13 protein-coding genes are annotated in these 21,368 nt (G+C 58.1%); 7 read left to right on the plus strand and 6 right to left on the minus strand.

Translation table 11 applies throughout. The features are described 5' to 3' along the window. Positions 1-326: 326 nt before the first annotated feature. Entirely contained in the window at positions 327-1,088 is a 762-nt protein-coding gene (locus CAURIC_RS02610) for a 3'(2'),5'-bisphosphate nucleotidase CysQ (RefSeq protein WP_035113234.1), read from the minus strand. Positions 1,089-1,122: 34 nt separating this feature from the next. Here CAURIC_RS02610 and CAURIC_RS02615 point away from each other — a divergent pair, with 34 nt between their 5' ends. From CAURIC_RS02615 to CAURIC_RS02630, 4 genes are all read left to right on the plus strand, one after another. Further along, a complete protein-coding gene (locus CAURIC_RS02615; protein ID WP_290183412.1) occupies positions 1,123-6,279 on the plus strand; it encodes a DEAD/DEAH box helicase in 5,157 nt (1,718 codons plus the stop codon). A 172-nt stretch (positions 6,280-6,451) separates the two neighbouring features. After that, positions 6,452-7,300, plus strand: a complete 849-nt coding sequence (locus CAURIC_RS02620) for a DNA-formamidopyrimidine glycosylase family protein (RefSeq protein ID WP_035113235.1) — start codon at positions 6,452-6,454, stop codon at positions 7,298-7,300. Between the two features lie 624 nt (positions 7,301-7,924). Then, positions 7,925-8,620 (plus strand): hypothetical protein, encoded by a 696-nt coding sequence (locus CAURIC_RS02625; protein WP_070434988.1) that lies wholly within the window; start codon positions 7,925-7,927, stop codon positions 8,618-8,620. Between the two features lie 163 nt (positions 8,621-8,783). Further along, positions 8,784-9,404 (plus strand): hypothetical protein, encoded by a 621-nt coding sequence (locus CAURIC_RS02630; protein ID WP_035113237.1) that lies wholly within the window; start codon positions 8,784-8,786, stop codon positions 9,402-9,404. 40 nt (positions 9,405-9,444) lie between these two features. Here CAURIC_RS02630 and CAURIC_RS02635 read toward each other — a convergent pair whose 3' ends face one another. Beyond that, positions 9,445-11,043 (minus strand): cation:proton antiporter family protein, encoded by a 1,599-nt coding sequence (locus CAURIC_RS02635; RefSeq protein ID WP_035113238.1) that lies wholly within the window; start codon positions 11,041-11,043, stop codon positions 9,445-9,447. A 3-nt stretch (positions 11,044-11,046) separates the two neighbouring features. Beyond that, positions 11,047-12,741 carry a glucose-6-phosphate isomerase gene (gene pgi / locus CAURIC_RS02640; protein ID WP_084588079.1) on the minus strand — a complete coding sequence of 565 codons (1,695 nt, stop codon included), beginning with the start codon at positions 12,739-12,741 and terminating at the stop codon, positions 11,047-11,049. Positions 12,742-12,977: 236 nt separating this feature from the next. Here pgi and CAURIC_RS02645 point away from each other — a divergent pair, with 236 nt between their 5' ends. Further along, positions 12,978-14,486 (plus strand): NAD-dependent succinate-semialdehyde dehydrogenase, encoded by a 1,509-nt coding sequence (locus CAURIC_RS02645; RefSeq protein ID WP_035113239.1) that lies wholly within the window; start codon positions 12,978-12,980, stop codon positions 14,484-14,486. A gap of 31 nt (positions 14,487-14,517) precedes the next feature. Further along, positions 14,518-15,057, plus strand: a complete 540-nt coding sequence (locus CAURIC_RS02650) for an NADPH-dependent FMN reductase (protein ID WP_035113434.1) — start codon at positions 14,518-14,520, stop codon at positions 15,055-15,057. 196 nt (positions 15,058-15,253) lie between these two features. Here CAURIC_RS02650 and CAURIC_RS02655 read toward each other — a convergent pair whose 3' ends face one another. The 3 genes from CAURIC_RS02655 to CAURIC_RS02665 all read right to left on the minus strand — a co-directional run bounded on the left by CAURIC_RS02655 (position 15,254) and on the right by CAURIC_RS02665 (position 20,134). Beyond that, the gene (locus CAURIC_RS02655) at positions 15,254-18,256 is read right to left on the minus strand and encodes an acyltransferase family protein (protein ID WP_290183248.1); all 3,003 of its coding nucleotides are present in this window, start codon (positions 18,254-18,256) and stop codon (positions 15,254-15,256) included. A 57-nt stretch (positions 18,257-18,313) separates the two neighbouring features. Further along, positions 18,314-19,165 (minus strand): histidinol-phosphatase, encoded by an 852-nt coding sequence (hisN, locus tag CAURIC_RS02660; protein WP_035113240.1) that lies wholly within the window; start codon positions 19,163-19,165, stop codon positions 18,314-18,316. A gap of 111 nt (positions 19,166-19,276) precedes the next feature. Beyond that, positions 19,277-20,134 carry an inositol monophosphatase family protein gene (locus CAURIC_RS02665; protein ID WP_035113241.1) on the minus strand — a complete coding sequence of 286 codons (858 nt, stop codon included), beginning with the start codon at positions 20,132-20,134 and terminating at the stop codon, positions 19,277-19,279. A gap of 30 nt (positions 20,135-20,164) precedes the next feature. Between CAURIC_RS02665 and prfB the strand changes: the two genes are divergently transcribed. Beyond that, on the plus strand, positions 20,165-21,295 hold the full coding sequence (gene prfB, locus CAURIC_RS02670; protein WP_035113242.1) for a peptide chain release factor 2: 1,131 nt from the start codon (positions 20,165-20,167) through the stop codon (positions 21,293-21,295). Positions 21,296-21,368: the final 73 nt, after the last annotated feature.

The following is a 21,368-nucleotide window of genomic DNA, read 5'->3' on the forward strand; positions in this document are numbered from 1 at the left end:
TTCTTGGAGGGTTGACGCCACGCTGAATGCACTCCTTCGCTCATGAATGGGGGCGCGAATGAATCTGAGATTACGCCTTGGGGACAATCTCTGCCAAAGCTGCATGGCAAGAGTCACGAAGGCTGGCCATCGCTATGACGGACTGCGCCTCAATTGGTGCGCGGGTGATGTGTGACCGGCGTGGGTTGCGTGGTGTGTGACCGGCTCGGGGTGCGTGGGGCTGAATCGGCTCGGGTTGCGCGGGTGGTGTGTGACCGGCGTGGGTTGCGTGGTGTGTGACCGGCTCGGGTAGTGGGGGGGGTGAAACTACCCGTCCGCGTAACGCTTTACTTGAATTCCCCGTGCTGTTCTAGATACCGGGAAGCACTGGCCAGCACTTTTTCACTGGCATCGGGACGGCACACCAGCAGATCCGGAAGATATGGATCGTCGCAGTTGTATTTCAACCGCTCCCCACTTAGTCGTGAGGTAAACAGTCCAGCTGCCTGCGCGATTCCAACGGGTGCTGCGTTATCCCATTCGTATTGCCCGCCGGCGTGCACGTATACGTCATTGTCGCCCAAAATCACCGAGGTGGTCTTCGCGCCACACGAACCCATACGAACCAATTCCATGCCCAGGTCCTCGGCGATAAACGTTGCCACTTCCGGGGTGGAATTCTGGCTGATCACCAGCCGGTTGGTGGCTCTGCCACCCACGGCGCGCACGTCGTCCGTATGGAAAACCTTGCCCAAATCCGGCATGCCAACGGCTGCCTGTTCAATCTTCCCGTTCACGGCGAGGGCGATGTGCACGGCCCAATCTTGCCGTCCACCAGCGTATTCGCGGGTGCCGTCCAGCGGGTCGATGATCCACACGCGTTCGTTGTCGAGCCGTGTGCGGTCGTCCTCAGCTTCTTCGGACAGCACCGAATCGTTGGGGCGGTGCAACGCTAGTGCACGGGCGATCCAGTCCTGCGCAATGGCATCACCGGCTTTACCGAGTTCCTTGTCACGCAACAGGCCTACACCACGTACACCTTTGAGGATTTCGCCAGTGCCCATTGCTAGCCGCAGCGCCAGCGTTGCATCATCAATTTGAGCCGTCATGGCACTTACTTTAGCGGCATGGTTGGATGGTCACATGCCCGTTGACCCGCTGAATAGATTCCATGCCCCCGTGGCAGCATGGTTTCGGGATGTATTTGCCGAGCCAACTGTGGTCCAACAGCAGGCCTGGGAAGCCATTTCAGCAGGTGAGAACGCTCTGGTGGTGGCGCCCACCGGATCGGGTAAAACGTTGGCAGCTTTCTTGTGGTCGCTTTCCAAACTCACCGCCCCACAATCTTTTTTCGACGCCTCCCAGCCCTCCCCCTCATCAAAAGTCCAGGGGGGTACAAAAGTTATTTACATCAGCCCGCTTAAAGCCCTCGGAGTGGATGTTGACCGTAACCTCGCTGCCCCCTTGGCGGGCATTGCACGCACTGCGGCTGCGATGGATGCACCGGTCGCACCTGTCCGTGTCGGTGTGCGTTCGGGAGATACCCCGCAGTCGGAGCGCGCCAAGTTGCTGCGCCACCCGCCAGAGATCCTGATTACTACTCCCGAGTCCCTGTATCTCATGCTGACATCGAAAGCAGCGGGCACGCTGCATAGCGTGGAAACCGTGATCGTGGACGAAGTTCACGCGGTTGCGGGAACCAAGCGCGGCGCTCATTTAGCGCTGTCCCTTGAACGCTTGGACTTCATTGCCCAGCAACCCGTTCAGCGGATTGGCTTATCAGCCACCGTGAATCCCGTAGATACCGTGGCTTCGTTTATGGGTGGCGATCGACCGGTGCGGATCGTCAATCCACCGTCGTATAAATCGTGGGATGTCACCGTCCGTAGTGTGGTGGAAGACTTCCAAGATCCGCCCCCAGCCGAGGATGTAGGCCTAGCACAGTTTGAGAACACCACGGATCCCGACGACGGCGCCGCGGGGGACGAACTAGAGGATGAAGCCCTCCTAGGTCCAACACTCATTGGCGAAGGCGTGGGTGGTAACACCCAGCTGGGGGCGGGTAATCGGGTAGCGAGTGGCGTCGATAAAGAATCGGCCCTACCCCAGCAAAAGAGTGTGTGGCCGCACGTGCATAAAGCGGTCTACGAGCAGGTAATGGCGAACACCTCCACGTTGGTGTTTGTGAACTCCCGCCGCACCGCCGAGCGTCTGACCGGAGCGTTGAACGAGCATTGGGCTGCGATTCACGACCCGGAATCTTTGGCAGCTCCCATGCGACGAGACCCCGCACAGCTGATGGCACAATCCACGCGGGTCACCGGTTCTCCTGCAGTGATCGCGCGGGCGCACCACGGGTCGGTATCCAAAGAGGAACGTGCCGACATAGAACAAGCCCTGAAAGCAGGCACGCTGAAGTGCGTGGTGGCAACCAGTTCGCTGGAGTTGGGTATCGATATGGGGTTGGTCGACCACGTTATTCAGGTGGGGGCGCCGCCTTCGGTGGCTTCGGCGATTCAGCGGTGTGGTCGCGCCGGGCACTCCGTGGGTGAAACCAGTAGGGCCACGATCTACCCACTGCACAAGCAAGATGCCGAAGTCGCCACTGTGATTGTGCGCCGGTTGTTGGCCGGGGAGTTGGAACCCTTGCACGTGGTGAACAACGCACTAGACGTGCTGGCCCAGCACACCGTGGCAGCCACAGCACAGGCCCCCAGCGGCCGGCTGGATGTGGAGCAGTGGTGGCGCGCAGTACGCCGGGCACATCCGTATGCCGCGCTGCCTCGTGAGGCTTTCGATGGAGTGTTGGAGTTGATTTCGGGGCGGTATCCCTCGACGGATTTCGCTGATCTTAAAGCGCGCGTGATCTATGACGCCGAGGCAGGAACGCTCGAAGCCCGCCCCGGAGCTCAACGCGTGGCAGTGACCAACGGCGGCACCATTCCCGATCGCGGCATGTTTGGGGTGTTTCTCGCTGCCGGTGAAGAAGTTGGTGCCCGGCGCGTGGGCGAGTTGGATGAGGAAATGGTGTACGAATCCCGCGTGGGGGACGTATTTACCCTGGGCGCCAGCAGTTGGAAGATCCTGGAGATTAACCGCGACCAGGTTATTGTGGCGCCTGCCGCGGGGCATACCGGCCGCCTGCCGTTTTGGGTGGGGGACGCAGAAGGGCGCCCTGTAGAGCTGGGTAAAGCCATTGGCGAGCACCGCCGAGCGTGGGGTAAAGGTAGCTCTGCAGACAATCGGGATGCAGATTTCATCTGCGCTAACACCGTGGCCAACTTAACCGCGTTCTACTCCCAACAGCGTGAGGATACGGGAGTGATCCCGGATGAAAAGACCATTGTTGTTGAGCGTTTCCGGGACGAAATCGGGGACTGGCGCGTGATCGTGCACACCCCCTATGGTCGAGGGGTGAATGCGCCGTGGGCTATGGCTTTATCGGCCCAGCTGCAGCGCACTACGGGGATCGATTCGATGGCGGTGGCCGGGGATGACGGGATGGTGTTGCGTTTGCCCTATTCCGAGGATCCACCGGGGGAGGAGCTGCTTGCTCGCGATGCGCAGGCTGTGCTGGGTGACGTAATGGATAGTGTGGGGTCATCGGCATTGTTTGCGGGCCGTTTTCGCGAGTGCGCCGCACGCGCTCTGCTGCTGCCCCGCCGGCACCCGGGCAAGCGCCAACCGCTGTGGCAACAGCGCCAACGTGCTGCGCAGTTGCTAGACGTAGCGCGCAATCACCCAGATTTCCCGATCATGGTGGAGACCATGCGCGAATGTATCCACGATGTGTACAAACTGGATGAGCTGGAAGAACTTGTCAATTCCCTCCCATCGTTGCGCATCGCCGAGGTCACCACGGAAGGCCCCAGTGCCTTCGCTGAATCACTGTTGTTCACCTACACCAGTGCGTTTATGTATGAAGGCGATTCCGCCGAACGCGCCGCGGCCCTTGCCGTCGATCCCGCCTTACTGGCCAAGGTGCTCGGGAAATCGGGTGAAGGCTTCCTGTTGGATCCGGTTGTTGTTTCTAGGATTGTCGACGCCGCCCAGTGGCGCGCTGAAGGGCGCCGCGCTGGCACGGTGGAACAAGCTGTGGACATGCTGCGGGCGCTGGGGCCTTTGACGCTTGATGCCGTTGCCGCACGCCTCGAAAACACGGTGGCAGTCGAGCAGGTGCGCGAATTGGTTCCGAGGCGCCTAGCGGAAGTCAGCTTTGGTGGGGCGCGCAAGTTGTGCGTGGTGGAGGACATTCCCCTGCTACGTGACGGGTTGGGCGTGCCCGTCCCGCCGGGGGTGGGGGCGGATCCCACGGTCATTGCAGATGCGCTTGACCAGCTGGTATTGCGAATGATGAGGCATCGTGGGCCGACCGATGCCGCTACGGTGGCAGCCGAGTTTGGGATGGGTGTAGCCACCGCGGAATCCCTGTTGAAACGTTGGGCTGCAGACCGGCGCTTAGAAGCGGGCGTGTTCGTGGAGGCCGGGGCGGCGTCGGATAAAGAGGCAACCACGCAGGTGAAGAATGCCACCCAGTACGTGGATGTGGCGATGCTGCGTCGCCTGCGGCAAGCGACGTTGGCGGCCGCTCGAGGTGCAGTGGAACCTGTGACGCGGAAAACGTATGCTCGCTTCCTGGCGCAGTGGCATGGCATTGGGAGCGCCGAGCGGTTGGATCTGCCCAGTGTTCTGGAACAGCTGGCGGGATTGGCAATGCCTGCCAGTGCGTGGGAAACCATGGTGTTGCCTGCGCGTATTCCGGATTATCAGCCCTCGGATCTGGATGACTTGCTGGCCAGTGGCGAGTTTGTAGTGGTGGGGCAAGGAACCACGGGAGCGAAGGATAGCTGGGTGACCATTGTGCCCGCTGTGTTAAAGGATTATCTGCTGGCCGGGCGTGGTCCGGCTGCAGAGGATGTGGCAGTGGAAGTGGGTATCGTCGCTAATCAGCTGTTGGAGAAACTGCGTGGGGGCGGTGCGTATTTGGCCAGTGAACTGGCCGCGGTGACCGGCATTGGGCATAAGGAATTGGATGCGGCGCTGTGGGAGTTGTTTGATGCCGGGTTGGTAGCTCCGGATTCTTTCGCGGCCTTGCGCGCACGGTTAACAGAGGCTGGCAGTAGCGGAAAGCAGGCTCACCGGGCGCCGCGACGGGATCGCGGGCGAGGTAGTAGCAGTTCGGCGACCGGAAGGTTGCGGATGGGGCGCGGACGCTTTTCGCACGCGATGATGAGCCAAGAAGCCGCGCAGCGCACCCGTGAGGCACGGGCGGCCTTAAACGCTCACAGCGGTGTGCCTGGACGATGGTCCGCGGTGCGACCTGTGGACCCGTCGACTCATGGCAGGACCAGCGAGTCTGTGGACAATGGTGTGACTGGGGCTGGTACGCGCGGGGCCGGAGCTGGGGGCGTGGCTAATGTGGTTGCTTTTGATGCGGGCACTCTTGATGCGGGTGCTGCTGGCACAAGCGCGGCTCATGCGGGTGCTTTTGATGCGGGCACTCTTGATGCGGGTGCTGCTGGCACAAGCGCGGCTTATGCGGGTGCTATTGATGCGGGCACTCTTGATGCGGGTGCTGCTGGCACAAGCGCGGCTCATGCAGCTAGTGCTCGTGCGGGCATTTCCACAGTTGCTGCCGCAGAGGTTGCTGCCGTTAACGGTGAAGCGTGGATCGACCGCTACGCCGTTGTAACCCGCGGGTCCATCGTTGCAGAAAAAGTCGAAGGAGGTTTCGCGCAGGCATATCGAGTGTTGAGCGCGTGGGAGGATTCCGGCGCGGTGCTGCGCGGGTACATCATTGACGGCCTAGGCGGCGCACAGTTTGCGCCTCGGGAAGTTATCGACGCCCTGCGGCGTACCGAAGACGGCAAATCATCGGGGAACGCGGATGCGGACTCGCAACCCTATGTGCTAGCTGCCGTCGACCCGGCCAACCCTTTCGGGGCTGCACTGCCGTGGCCCGCAGTGCAAGGAGCAGATGATAGCGATGTGCACCTGAGCCGTACAGCCGGTGCACTGGTCGTGATCCGGAATGGAGAACTGTTGGCGTATGTGGGCCGGGGCGGCAAGAGCATTAATGTGTTCGCCATCGAAGCGGACTTGAATTTCGGTGACGCGGAAGACGAGGTGACCCATGCGGTGCCGTGGGTAGTGGAGGCCATGGCGGCGTCGGTTAAAAAGGGCAGATTGACCCCCGTGGCAATTGAAAAGATCAACGGAGTACCTGTCATGGAGGCGAAGCTGCAGCCGTGGACAGCGGCGGGGGCGAGGCTAACGCCGAAGGGATTGACCATAAAATAGGTGCCTGAGCTGACTTGGGCGCATTGGCCGAGGCTAACAACAACACTGGGTGGTTGCCCCCCGGCCGAGGGCTGGACCTGTGAAAACAATGGCTGATGCGACGAGGAATTCAGTTGCCCAGCTCAGTGATACAGCAGACCAACCGCCCGCCGAAAAGAGGAGGCCTACGCTAGTGCCAGAGGGTGATTCCGTACTGCAGTTATCGAATCGGTTGCAGTGGATGACTGGCCGGACCGTGACGAAAACCGATATCCGAGTGCCACAGTTTTCGACGGTGAACTTGGATGGTCAGCGGGTACAGCGTATATGGCCCTATGGCAAGCACTTATTCATGCACATTGGTGAGACGATCGTGCACACGCACTTGAAGATGGAAGGTGTGTGGGCGATACATAAGGCCGGTACGCGGTGGCGGAAACCGGGGTATACCGCGCGGATTGTATTGCGGTTTAGTCCCCAGTATGAGGGCGGGGCCGATATAGAGATTGTGGGCCATGAACTGGGCTTTGTTCGTGTGTTTCCCGCAGGGGAGTACTCTACGGTGATTCGTGAATTAGGGCCCGACATTTTAGACCCTGATTGGCTTGAAGATGGGTTGGCGGAATGCGTAGAGCGGATCATGGCTCGGCCGGATCGAGCGTTGGGGGCGGCTTTGCTGGACCAGTCCAACGTGGCTGGTATCGGCAATGAATACCGGGCGGAGATCATGTTCTTGCTGGGGTGGCATCCGGCCATTCCGGTGGCGGCGGTGGGCAGAGGAGGGGTTCAGCGCGCGCTGGAATTGTCGCGACGTGTGATGTGGGAAAACCGGTTGGAACCAGTACGGATCTTCACAGGTGACAAGAGGCCTGGACAGGGGACGTATGTTTTCGGTCGCGCCAATAAGGCGTGCCGCCGGTGCGGGCAGCCGATTGCCAAAGGAAGCTTAGGGGGGCGATTCGCAGGTGGCGATGCACACTTGGATACCAACGAATTGGAACGGATCATCTGGTGGTGCCCGCAGTGTCAGCAGCTTCCATGAATCGCGTTGTCAGGGAACTGGAAGAGCTTCGGCAGCTTTGGGGGTGGCTATTGGGGGTGAAGCTGGCTGCGAGCTGGGTTTGGTGAAGTTGCAGGTGAGAGGAGTTAACCTAAAGTTCATTTTGAGGCGGTGTGGGGTGAGGGTGGGGCGTAGAACGGTTTTTGTCTCGAAACTGTTGATCAATCACGGATTGTCCTACGTTTCTTAAAGTATATAATGACTGCGCCGGGTACTGCGCGGGATATATTGCCGATGAGCAGCAAGTTAAGTGTGGGGTGATTGTTGGAGACTTCATCGGAGTTACCTGACTGTTATGTAGTCCCCGAGGGTTCGACCTTGCAGGTTGTGGATGGTTTTGGTTATCGCGAGGTTAACTCCCATGGAAGCGCGGCGCGGTGGTGTTATCAATTTAGTTCAACAATTTTCATTCAGTTTGTTCTAAACTCGGCTCTTGTCACTAGTTGTCAGAGAGGGATTCCCGAGGAAAAGTGTGGAGCACTATTGCTGGGTTGTGTTGAGTAACGTGGCGTGTTGCGCAACGCGGATTCTGGGGAAGCGCTTTCGGAAAATGGCAACTCCGCCCGCCCGAGACTGAATCCAGTCCAAGCACACAGGAGATTTCCTATGAACACCGTTCGCAAGATGGCTTCTGCTACCGCTGCTGGCCTGATGTTGGCAGCTGCTGCAGCTGGAACCGCCCAGGCTGCCACCTCCGAGGAGCACTACCCGGAGACTCCCAAGCTGAACCCAACGCTGCCCATCATCAACACCTACCGTGGCGATGATCACCTGAAGGCAAACATCCTCAACCCAAAGCCAGTGTGTAACGCCCTCGAGGACTACCGCACTGTGATCTACCGCGTGGATGACAAGTTCATGCCAGCCGGAACCATTTCCGCTACCAACCAGACCAAGAACACCATCCCTCTGACTCAGGAACTGTCCAAGACGCAGTCTATCTCCCTGACCGTCAAGGGTGATCGCACTGAAACCGTATCCGCCAACCTCGGCGGTGAGGCTTCTGCCAAGGACGGCAAGGGCTCTGTGGGAATCGCTTATGAGCTGGCACAGACCATCGGCGCGGAGGCTTCCTACTCCCTATCCTGGCAAGTTGGCCAGACTGTCGGCCCATACGATGTTCCGGCTGGTCACACCGGTGAGGCCACCTACGGGTTCCGTGTTATCAACATGACCGGTACCCAGCAATTCTGCAAGTCCAACGGCACGTGGTCCACCCCAACTGCTTGGTCCGCTCTGACTCCAATCAAGAACCAAGTCAACGTCAAGCTCTACAAGAACCCAGCTGACTCCGCTAAATAAAAAGTCACTCAGTAAAAGCGACGTGAAGCAATAGCGACGCTTCTAGAAGACGGCGTAATAAGAGCATCGCGAATTATAACGGCGCTAAACAAAACGGAGCTGACCACAAAGGCCATCCGTTACAACTCCACTGACCTCTGACCCACCAAAGGGAGAAAACACCATGAAGAAGTTCGCAACGCGCGTTGCAACCGCGGTTGTCATTGGCGCAGCTGCACTGTCCGGCACCGCTGTGGCTGGTGCTGCTGAGACCCCAACTGCAGAGACCACGGCACCAACTGCTGGCACCACTGCGCCGGCTACGGGCGAAAAGTATGACCTGGAGCCAGCCATCCGTGTGGCGGGTGGCAAAGTTCCTGGTTACGCAGGCTTGGTTTCTGTCTCGGCCGTCAACGTTGGCACCGAGGACTACTACGCTGAGTTCCCCGCCATCACTTTCCGCATTGAGGTGAAGACCGAATCGGGCCCACAGGGCGTGGATCGCCTCATCACCCCTGGTTACTTCAACGGCGCTTACACCCGTGACCTGGGCTTCGACCGCGCCACGTCCACCCGCACTTTCGAAGTGACGCTGTCCAACCCAATCGAGGCTGGCGAAGGCCGCCTGATCGCTAACCTGAACTTCGGCGACGGCGCCACCAAGAAGGGGCGCATCGTTAACTACATCACCGTGACCCAGGTTGGTCGCCTGGCCGACGACAAGTCCACTGGAAACGACCAGAACATTGACTCTCGTGAGGTCACCAAGACCGATACTGGTCGTTCCAACAAGGGGCTGTTCTAATACAGACCCTTTTCTCCAAAGGGCATTCCTCCGTGAGGGATTATCTCTTTCTATGCGGTCGTCCGGTTAACGACCGCATGGCTTGATCCGCAATCTCCTCACCGGCGCCGGCGTAGATATTCACAGCTACGTCGGCGCCATTTTGTAGAAAACCCTCCTGCGCGCTCTCGTAGAGCGCGGTGGTGGCGACGACGACTTCATCGCCACGGTTTTCACGAATCCGCTTCACAATCTGAAGGGTCTTCCGTGGGGAAGGCAGTGCGAGCACGATCAACTTAGGTTGCTTCTGTAGATCAATGCGGTGCCACAATTCTGGATCGCTTGCATCGCCCGGGATGATTTCAAAACCGTGTTTATTCAGGTATTCAATTCGGTCTTCATCGAATTCGATGCCATACACCTTCATACCGTGTTGCTGTGCCAGTCTACGGTAGGCACCTTCCCCAACGCGCCCCATGCCCAAAATGATGGCATCTGCATCGGCAATGTGTACCGTTTTCTCATCCGGAGCTAGCGCGCTATCGGGCCGCGGTGGAATCAGCATTCTCATGATCTTGAGAATCGCTTCTTCCTTGCGGGTGACTAACGATCCAGAAATGAAGCTAGCCGCCACTGCGATGGCCATAATCGAATTCCATTCTGCACCGAGGACTCCATTGGCGACCGCGACAGACGTAATCAATAACCCGAATTCCGAGTAGTTGGCCAAGGTCAACCCGGAAATAGCACTAGTGCGTGCGGACATTCCGCAGCGCTGCAAGATGATTACGAATAGCCACGCCTTGGGAATCAACAAAAGGGTGAGGATCCCGGCGATAATGAATCCACCCGGTCCAGGCAATCCCCCCAGGCCAATCTGGATAAAGAAGGCGACGAGCAGCAATTCGCGCACGCTTAACAAGGCCTTGAACATTCGTTCCGCAAGGGGATGACCGGATAGCAAGATCCCAGCGATCATGGAACCCAAAGAACCGGACAGTCCCCCTAGTTCGAAAACGGAATACGAGGCCACTGCGATTCCCACACCGGTGAGAACCAGCAGTTCCGTGCGGAAGATTCGATCCGGCAATCGACTAATTTGTGGCCGCAGCAACAATACTAGTGGCAGCGCCAAAGCCCACGGCTCGGGCACCTTCCCAGAAGTCAGCACTAGCACGCCCACCGAAATGATGTCTTGCAAGACCAGAACACCGATTGCAATACGGCCGATCGCCGAACCATTGCGGTTGTTCTCCGCGAGCTGCGACATTACGAAAATGGTCGAACTGAAGGATGTCGCCACGCCGATATAGGCCAGGGCCGTCCAACTCAGACCGGTCAATTCACGCAGAGGCAGCAAACCGATCAACGCGAAGAGTCCCGCAAAGACCACAGTGTTAGCAAGTGCATGGCCGAACGCGGAAGCAGCAATACGGGGTTTGGAAATGTCCCGGGGATTGAGCTTCAACCCGATCGTGAACAGCAAGGTGGTCACGCCGAGTTCGGCGATGACGTCAATAGAAGGGATTTCTTCCACACCCGTCGCGCTGATCGCGAATCCAGCTGCCAGAAATCCAAGTAGTGGGGGAAGCCGCAGAAGTGAGGCGCCTAAACCCCCGATGATGGAAAAGAGGAGAGTGAGTAGATAGGCAGAGTTCACATGTTAACGATACCTGCGAACACCGCAGTAGTGGTTAATCAAACTATCCGTCGAGGAATCCCCCGAATCCGAAGGGGTTCTCCCGCTGACGGCTGGAAGCAGCTCATTGGCTTGCTTCTTCCCCAACTCAACCCCCCACTGGTCGAAGCTGTTGATTCCCCAGATCACACCTTGGGTGAAAGCAATATGTTCGTAGAGCGCGATTAAAGCGCCCAGTACATCTGGGGTCAACTTATCCGCCAAAATTGTGGTGCTCGGGCGGTTACCCGGCATGACCTTGTGGGCAATGAGTTCTTCGCTGACCCCCTCTTCCCGCAGCTCATCTGCATTCTTGCCGAAAGCGAGCACGCGCGTCTGCGCGAAGAAATTGCTCATCAGCATGTCGTGCATGCTGGTTTCGCCATCGGCGGCGATGTGATCGTCGTGAGGATTGCAGAAACCAATGAAGTCAGCAGGAATTAGGTGGGTGCCTTGGTGCAGCAACTGGAAAAACGCGTGTTGCCCGTTGGTGCCGGGCTCACCCCAGTAAATCTCTCCCGTGGAATAGGGCGTGGTCGAACCGTCCAATCGGACTGACTTGCCGTTGGACTCCATCATTAATTGCTGGAGGTAGGCGGGGAAGCGGGATAAGTCCTCGCTATAAGGCAAAACCGCATGCGATTCCGCGCCTAGGAAGTTGGTGTACCACACTCCGAACAGCGCCATGAGTACTGGCACATTCATCTCCAGTGGTTCCGAACGGAAGTGGTCGTCTACCGCATGGAACCCGTCCAAGAATCGCATGAAGTCCTGCGGGCCGATGGCTGCCATCAAACTCAGGCCAATAGCGGAATCGATTGAATACCGTCCACCGACCCAATCCCAGAAGCCAAACATGTTGGCTACGTCAATGCCGAATTCCTGGACAGCCTCTGCATTAGTAGAAACAGCTACGAAGTGCTTCGCGGTGATGTCCCGCACTGCTGCGTCACCTTCAACATCGACATCGGCCCGCGAGAGCTCATTCAAAAGCCAGCGACGGGCAGCGTGGGCGTTTGCCAGAGTCTCTGAGGTGGTGAAAGTCTTCGAAGAGATAACGAAAAGTGTAGATTCAGCATCGAGGCCATCCAGCGTGGCCGACAGGTCAGCTGGGTCAATATTTGAAATGAAATGCGGGGTAATACCCGCGGTCAAATATGGGCGCAGCGCGCGGGCAGCCATGGCCGGGCCCAAATCCGACCCGCCGATTCCAATGTTTACAACATTTTTAATGGTGTGGCCGGTAACTCCTTGCCAGGCTCCGCTTCGCAGTGCCTTGGCGAAATCGCGCATCCGGCCCAGCACGTCGTGAACGTCCGCGGCAATATCCTGGCCATTTGCGCTGAATTCGCGCTCGACGGGGACTCGTAGAGCGGTATGGAGTACAGCGCGCTGCTCGGTCGTGTTGATCTTTTCGCCACTGAACATCGCATTGCGACGATCTTCCAAACGGGCGGCGGTGGCCAACCCCATCAAAAGCCGGAGCGTGCGCTCATCAACTAAGTTTTTCGACAGGTCAACGAGCAATGGACCAATGGAGAACGTCATATCGCTCGAGCGCCCCGGTTGCTCGGCGAACAGTTCTCGTAACGAAGTGCCCCTCATTTCGGCGGCATGATCGCGCAATTTCGTCCATTCGTATGAGGCATCGATGGTTTCACGATGGTCCGCGTTCGTCACAGGAACTCCTAGCAGAATTGGGGGGGGCAACCAAAATACTTACTCACCACGCTAGTGGAAAAATTCTCACTGTGCGTGGAGCGGGTCTAATAAACCCGCCCAGCTCATTCCACACCTAGACCCGTCAATTGGCCCGCTGCCGAGCTTTGACAGTCAGTCTCCCGTTCCCGCTTTCACAGGCAGCCTTCCGTTCCCGCTTTCAGCATGATTCTCCAGACGGTGGCACAGTAGAAGGTATGACTGACAATCTTTTCACCACATTGCACGTAAACGACCTCACTATTGACGTGCCCACCGGCTTGCTCGTCGGAGGGCAGTGGAAGGCCGGCAGTTCTCACGAATCTTTTGATGTTCTCGACGCCGCCACGGGTTCCCCCATCACATCTGTCCATAGTGCGACGGAAAAAGACGCGGCGGAGGCCATGGACATCGCCGTGAAAACGCAGGAAGAGTGGGGAAATACGGCTCCTCGTGAACGCGCTGAGATTCTGCGCAGAATCTTTGATCTCATCATGGAAAACGATGAGAAGCTCGCTGCACTGCAATCCCTTGAACTCGGTCGCGCCTTGCCCGATTCACGTGGCGAGGTGACCTATGGCGGTGAATACTTCCGCTGGTTCTCCGAGCGGGCGGTCTCAGATACCGGTGAATACCGAGTGGCGCCTGGTGGGCGGGGTCGCATCGTGACCATCAAGCAGCCGGTAGGTCCAGCCCTGGCCATCACGCCGTGGAATTTCCCCCTCGCGATGATCGCCCGCAAACTGGCTCCGGCCTTGGCATCGGGTTGCGTGATGATCGCAAAGCCCGCGCAACTCACTCCTCTGACCATGCTGTTCCTCGCTCAACTGACCAAGGAAGCTGGTTTGCCTGACGGGGTTTTCCAGGTGTTGCCCACCAAGAGCGCGAAAAACATTTCGGTGTTGTTAGATGACGACCGCCTGAGGAAATTCACCTTCACCGGATCCACGGAGGTGGGGCAGATGCTGGCATCGAAGGCAGCCGAAAAGACAATCCGCACGTCTTTAGAGCTCGGTGGTAACGCGCCATTTGTGGTGCTGAATGACGCTGATGTTGACCTAGCAGTGGAGGCCGCCGTGACCTCCAAGATGCGTGGGGGAGGACAGGTATGTATTGCCTCGAACCGGTTTATCGTGCACGAAGATGTGGCAGATCGGTTTGAGCGCGGCGTCGTCGAAAAACTAGGAGAGTTTGTCCTTGGACCAGGAACTGACGAGAAAACCACGCAGGGGCCGATGGTCAGCGCCGAGCAGCGTGACAAGGTGGCCGGCATGGTGGAAAAGGCCATCGAAGAGGGGGCCAAGGTGGCGCTGGGTGGGCCAGAGGCCGCCGCGAAGCTGACAGAAACTCATCCTGACCTCGACCCGAACGGTTTTTGGTACCCAGCCACAGTTCTGACGGACGTTGAACCTGAATTCGAAATTGCCCAACGTGAAATTTTCGGTCCAGTCCTCGCCGTACAGCGCGTGTCCAGTGACGAGGAAGCGCTCCGCGTTGCCAACGACACGATCTGGGGTTTGGCCGGATATGTCTGTGGGACGGATATGAAGAATACGATGCGGTTCGCGGAGCGTATGGAAGCCGGGATGATCGGCGTGAACCGCGGCATTATCTCCGATGCTGCCGCGCCTTTCGGCGGTATGAAGCAGTCCGGTGTGGGGCGCGAAGGTGGTTTCGAAGGTATCGATGAATACCAAGAAACTAAGTATCTCGCGCTCGATATTTAAACCTGACCAACCCTTGCGTAAAGTCATGGTCATGAGAATTGGTGTTTTTGTTGGATCAATCCGACGTGAAGGCCGTGGTGCGACCATCGGCAAGTGGGTCCTGGATTCCGTTGCCGATGTAGCTGGCGCGGAATTCGGACTGATGGATCTGAAGGATTTCAATGTTCCGTTGTTGGACGTACCTTATATGCCGGCCGGCTGCGAGGGCAGCTATCCCGACCCTGAGGTGCAGCGATTTGCCGATGCGGTTGCGTCCTACGATGGTTTTATCTTCGTTACCCCGGAATACAACGGGGGAGTTCCTGGGCCGATGAAGAACGCTGTGGATCACTTGATGGTTGAATGGTCGGGCAAGCCCGTGGCTTTCGTCGGCTACGGCGGAAATGGTGCGGCCCGGGCCGTCACCGCTTGGCGGCCGATCGTGAAGAACTTCAAGATGCGGGATGTAGAGAACGCGTTGGCACTCAACGTGTTCGGCGAAGATGCACAAGGTGAGGAATTCGCTCCCCGTCCCGAAAAGGCTGAAGAACTCAAGGCAATTGTTGCGGAGTTGTTGAAAGAAGAAGCGTAAGGGAAGAAGTCCCAGACTCAGCGAAGCTGATCCTAGGACTTCTTGCAATAACGACGGGCCCCGGCTGCAGAAGCGGGGCCCGTTTCGCATGTCTACAGTGTGCCTCTGCGTTATCTCCCATTGCTTGTAGCCGTTTCGCTTGTCGTACGGCGTTGAGCTAGGCCCTTGGGTTGCAACCAACTAGGTTGCATGGCTCCTAGCTGGCTACCGGGCACGTGAGGGGTGGTTCTTGTTTACCCGACGCCGCGGTTTTGAGCGCATCCGTGATCGCTCGAACGTAAAGGTTTGCCCGCTCCGGCTTAGGGTGCACACGATCGCTATATAAGGCCTCAGGGTTATCAGCAGCTAACTGGCACCACATGGCAGGAAAAACATTCGGCCGAGTTTTTGCGAAACTGATGACCTGCTGCGCGGCATCGGAGATTCCAGGTACTGGCCCATAGGGAGCCACTACAATCACAGTGCGATCTGGGCCGATGACATCCAGCATGCGCTCCAATTGGCCTGGAAAGGCTTGCCCGTTTGTACCGAAGCCTAGGACAACCGTGTTGCGGAGTTTCTTTTGCGCCTTCAGGTTTTCCAAGACTGGTTCGCCGCCACTGTAATGGCGGGACACATCGGCATCGACGAATATGCCCGGGTAGCGTTTCGTCAGCGCGTTGTAGCTGGCCAACATCACCGAGTCGCCAATGGCTGTGATTGCCTTTCCCTTGGGAAGCTGGTGGCTCTTGATGGGGGAAGCCATCGGATCGGCAGCCGCACCCGTTGCTTGGCTTTGGTTAGCGGAGGCCACACGCTGCTTTTGCTGTTCTTGCTGAGCGGCCAATGCCTGCAACTGCTTCTCCACATTGGTTTGAGCGGGTGCCGTCAAGATAGCTACCACCATGCCTACACAAATCAAGCTTGCGGTGGCAGTGGTAGCGGCCAACCGGGGGCCCTTTAGCGTGGTAACGGTCTTACGATAGCCCTGCTTTCGGAAAGGATTCTCCACGTAGTGGTACGTAGCGTAAGTACAAGCCAACGTTGCTATCAAAGCACTGACCGGAACCCCTACCTTGGTGGCGAAGTTACCGTGCATGTCCATGGTCTGCGTGTAGAGCTGCTTGAACATCAAAAACAGCGGCCAGTGCCACAAGTAGAGGCTGAAGGAGCGGTCGCCAAACCAGGCCAATCCGGGGTGGGACAATACGCGTACGAGGCTGCCCCGGCCACGCACTGACAGGGCCACCAACCAGCCGGTGAGCAAACTAGCGATCAGCAATCCACCGCGGTAGGTGAAACTAGACGTGTCTTGGACCGTCAAAAACATCAGGATGAGAGCGACAAAACCTGCCCATGCAGCGACCTCAACATTCAATTTCAGGCGGGCTGAGGCACCGGTGGAAGACGAAGCGGGGGCGCTCGTGGGCGTCAAGAAAGAAGACCCCCGGGACACCATAAAAGCGATAGCGGCGCCCACAGCTAAACCAAAAGCATGTGTATCAGTACCGAAGTACACTCGCGTTGGATCGTCCTGCGGGTTGTAGAGAACCAGCATTGCGGCGAACGATGCGATACCGATGGCCATTGTTACGTAGAGCAACAGGGACAAATGGTCGCGTTCAGTGCGTTTGCGAGTACCGATGGCGAGAATCGCCAAGACCAGCAAAGGCCAGAACAAGTAGAATTGCTCTTCAATGGATAGGGACCAGTAGTGGGTAAAGATGTTTAGGTCTGCATCGGAAAAGTAACTGCCCGATTCCGCGATCTGGCCCCAGTTGCTGACAAATAGCGCACTAGTAACCGCGTGATAACCGATCTTGACCGCGATATCACCGCGGAAAAGCGATACCAACGCAGTACAGACGGCAATGACAATCAACGCGGCGGGGAGAATTCGGCGTACCCTTCGTAGCCAAAACTGTTTGAGGCTGATGCGCCCAGTCTTTCGATACTCCTTTACTAGGAGAAACGTGATGAGGTAACCCGAAAGCACGAAGAAAACGTCCACGCCCATGAACCCCCCAGGAACGAGGTTGGGCCAAAAGTGGTACAACAAAACCGCGATGACCGCGATGCCACGCACGCCGTCCAAGCCCGGGATGTGGCGCCGCTGTGGAACAGGGCGGGGGGAGGGAGAAATGGCGCGGGAGCGCGCCGGGGTGCGCTTGGTCGATTGCGCCGGGGAAGGCTTGGCCGACTGTGCTGGTGTGGTTTTAGTTGGCTGGGCAGTAGTAGTTGGCTTGGTCGGTTGCGCCGGGGAAGGCTTGGCCGACTGTGCTGGTGTGGTTTTAGTTGGCTGGGCAGTAGTAGTTGCCTTGGTCGGTTGCGCCGGGGAAGGCTTGGCCGACTGTGCTGGTGTGGCTTTTGTTGGCTGGGCAGTAGTAGTTGGCTTGGTCGGTTGCGCCGGGGACGGTCCGGTTAGTTGTGCCGGGGACGTTGCGGCAGGAGTATTCTCCCTGCGACGCTCTTGTGGCGCAGCCGGCCGAGCGCTGGCTTGAGGAGCGAGAGTCTGTGACGTGGAAGTGTCGTTGTTTTCGTTCCGTGTTTGAACTGGCGCACTGTACTGGGTATTTGATTGTGTGTCGGTTTTGGGCGTACGTGATTGAGGGGTTGAGCTAGCGCGTTTGGTGGCAGTTTTGCGGGCCTCCACGCTGCGTTGCAGACTTGGTGCCTTCGTCGCACTGGGGAAAGAGCTTGCCGGCTTGGGCTGAAAAGCAGTTGCTTCGCGTGTGTGAGGACTGGTTGCCTTGCGATGCGGCAGCGATGCCCGCGACTTGCCGTAGCGACCGGCCGAACGGGAGGCGCGGAGTCGTTCCGCGCGAGCTTCCCGCATCTTTCGTGTCTCGCGAGCATCGCGGATGCGCTTCATGTGCGCTGCGGCAGGCTTGTTTTCCGAGGCTTTGCCGCGACTGCTGCTTTCTTCGTGCACGGGTGTGTGCGATTCCGCTTTCTCCCCACTGCTCTTGGTGCCCGCACTTGCCTTAGTGTTCGAGCTGTTCTTGGAGCCAGGGTCCTGCGTGGCGGCAGCGGCTGGTTGCATGCCTGCACTTGCCTTAGTGCTCGAAACCTGCTTCGGCGCGTGGCGTTGCAGGGAGTCAGAAGAATCAGTATCTGTGGGATTCTGAATTGCGGAGAAACGCTTGCGGACTCGCGGGGTAACATGCTCGCGCACGAAGGCGGTGCTATCTTTGCGAATCTTGCGGAAGAAATCGGGCATAGGAAGAGCAGTCAGATGTAGAGGAGAGTGAATGTGGGATAAAGGTGGATTTCTAGTCTATTTCTCTGCAGCTAAGTAACCCAACACGGCCTCGTGAAGTGCGCCGTTCGTAGCTAACGCGGAACCACCGTGCGGGCCCTCCTCCCCTGTAACCGAAGTAAAGCGCCCGCCAGCTTCGCTGATAATGGGTACCAGCGCAGCGAGGTCCCACAGGGAAACCTCCGGTTCCGCTGCGATATCCACTGCCCCTTCTGCGACTAACATGTAGGACCAGAAGTCGCCGTAGCCACGGAGGCGCCAGGCGTCGTCGGTCAAAGAAATCAGCTGCTCCCGCAAACCGCAATCTGCCCAGCCAGACAGCGAGGAAATAGCCACAGATGAGTCACCGATTGAGGTCACCCCAGAAACGCGTAGAGAACGCGGCTCAGCGGATGGGATAGGATGATCCGCCCCCAAGGCTGCAGGGGTGGAAAACGAACGCCACGCTCCCATGGTGTCAGCGGCCCACCACCGGCGCGTGAGGGCAGGTGCGGAGACAACTCCGACGACCGGCTTGCCATCTTCCAATAGAGCGATGAGCGTAGCCCACACTGGCACACCGCGCACGAAGTTCTTGGTGCCATCGATTGGGTCGATGACCCACTGGCGCCCCTGGAACGTTGCGGAACCACCGAATTCCTCGCCGAGGATCTCGTCCTCCGGATAGTGGGTGGCGATGATGGAGCGAAGTTCCTGCTCCACCGCGGTATCGGCATCACTGACAGGGGTCAGGTCTGGCTTTGTTTCAACGCGCAGATCAGTGGATTCAAACCGTGACATGGTGATGTGATCCGCGGCATCCGCCAAGCTCAGAGCAAGGGTGAGATCAGCGGAGTAGCTGGAGGATGCGGAGCTTGGCGATTCAGTCATAGGGTTATGCTAGCGTGCCTTGTGCTAAATACAAGAACCTCAAAGTCACAGGTTGCTGTGAATTCCTGGGGCAGCAAGTAATTATTGTGACTTCTGGGCGTTCGGGGGGTGCTAGGCCTGCTGAATTCTTTCCGACGCCACATCCACCGCGGCTGGCGAACCTGCAATGGACCACGTAGTTCCCTGGCCTTCGACCCGTACAGTCTTGCCTCCAGCGCCTTCAACGAGAGCTTGGCCGGGTAGCCAATCCCAGCTCTTCACGCTTCGCTGCATCCAGCAACCCAGCTGGCCTGCAGCCACGCTTCCAAGATCCACGGAAGCAGAGCCGAACATTCTGGTCGTAGCAAATTCTTGAACTACGGACTGCCAAGCGGTAGCGATGCGTGGTTGCGCGAAATCGGTGGGGTGCAAGTAGCCGCTGAGGCAGGTTTGTTCCGGGGGAGCTGTGGACGCGCGGATGGGCTTGCCATCTAAGGTAGTGGGGATATCCGGTCCGCCGAACCAAGTTTGGCCCATGGCCGGGCGGTGCACGGCGCCGAAGATCACCCGATCGGGGTTCTCTGGTGAGCCTTCCACCAAGGCCAGTGCGGAACACCAGTAATCCGATCCGATGGTGAAATTGTATGTGCCATCCACGGGGTCGATGACCCAGGTGCGACCCGATGTGGATTGTTGTTGGGTGCCTTCTTCACCGAGCAGGCCGTCCTCGGGGCGGAATGCGCGTAAAACGTCAGCAATAAACTTTTCAGCTGCACGGTCGGCAGCGGTGACCACATCACTGACGGAAGTTTTAGTCTCCGTTGTTAAACCAGACTCGCGCATGCGCCAAGCCAAGCGACCGGCATTAAATACGAGCGCTTGGGCGAGGTGTTCATCAGTATCGTCGACATGCGCCACCATGAACGTCTTAATGATCGCGTCGAGCATGTCCTGTGGGATCGGTGAGTTATCGGAAGCCATGAACTCCATTGTGCCTACCAGCGGGTAAACTTGCCCACTATGCAGATGGAAGTCACGACCGACCTGAAAGAACTAGACAGCACTCTCACCACCATTGAGAAAGTACTGGACTTGGATGCGTTGGCCGATTCCGTTCGGGAACTGGAAGATCGGGCAGCCGATCCCAGTTTGTGGGACGATCCGGACCACGCCCAAAAGGTGACTTCCGCTCTCTCACGCGCCCAGGGACAACTCCGGAAAGTGACCTCGCTGCGACAGCGGCTCGAGGACCTACCGGTGATGTACGACATGGCAGATGAAGCCGCTTCGGAAGACCCAGATTCCGCCCAAGAGGCCCTGGAAATGGCCGATGATGAGCGTGCGGAACTGCGCAGGGAAATCGAATCCTTGGAAGTCACCACCATGCTGTCCGGCGAGTACGATCAGCGCGAGGCAGTCGTGAACATTCGTTCCGGTGCCGGCGGCGTGGATGCCGCCGACTGGGCGGAGATGCTTATGCGGATGTACACGCGGTGGGCCGACAAATCCGGTTACAAGGTGGACATTTATGACATTTCCTATGCGGAAGAGGCGGGTATCAAGTCGGCCACCTTCGTGGTGCATGGGGAGTACATGTACGGCACGCTGTCCGTGGAACAGGGGGCCCACCGATTGGTGCGCCTGAGCCCGTTCGGTAGCGGTGGCGACAAACGTCAGACCTCCTTCGCGGAGGTTGAGGTATTGCCGGTCGTGGAGCAAACCGACCACATCGACATTCCCGATGCTGAAATGCGCGTCGACGTCTACCGGTCCTCCGGCCCGGGTGGTCAGTCGGTGAACACCACCGATTCTGCGGTTCGTTTGACGCACATTCCCACCGGGATCGTGGTTACCTGCCAAAACGAGAAGTCCCAGATCCAGAACAAAGCTAGTGCACTGCGCGTGCTCCAAGCGAAACTGCTGGAGCGCAAGCGTCAAGAAGAACGCGCGGAAATGGATGCTCTCGGTGCCGGAGGTAATGCCTCATGGGGTAACCAAATGCGTTCCTATGTCTTGCACCCGTACCAAATGGTGAAGGACTTGCGCACCAATTACGAGGTCAATGATCCGTCTAAGGTTTTGGACGGCGACCTGGATGGGTTTCTTGAAGCGGGAATCCGCTGGCGAATGTCCCAGGTGAACGAGGACTAATCGTTCTGTGGCGCGGCGAGGTGGCGTCGGGATAAAAGCAGCGGTGACCCCCACGAGCAAGAAATGATCGACG

Origin of the sequence: Corynebacterium auriscanis, assembly GCF_030408435.1 — a bacterium.
GTDB classification, from domain to species: Bacteria; Actinomycetota; Actinomycetes; order Mycobacteriales; family Mycobacteriaceae; genus Corynebacterium; species Corynebacterium auriscanis.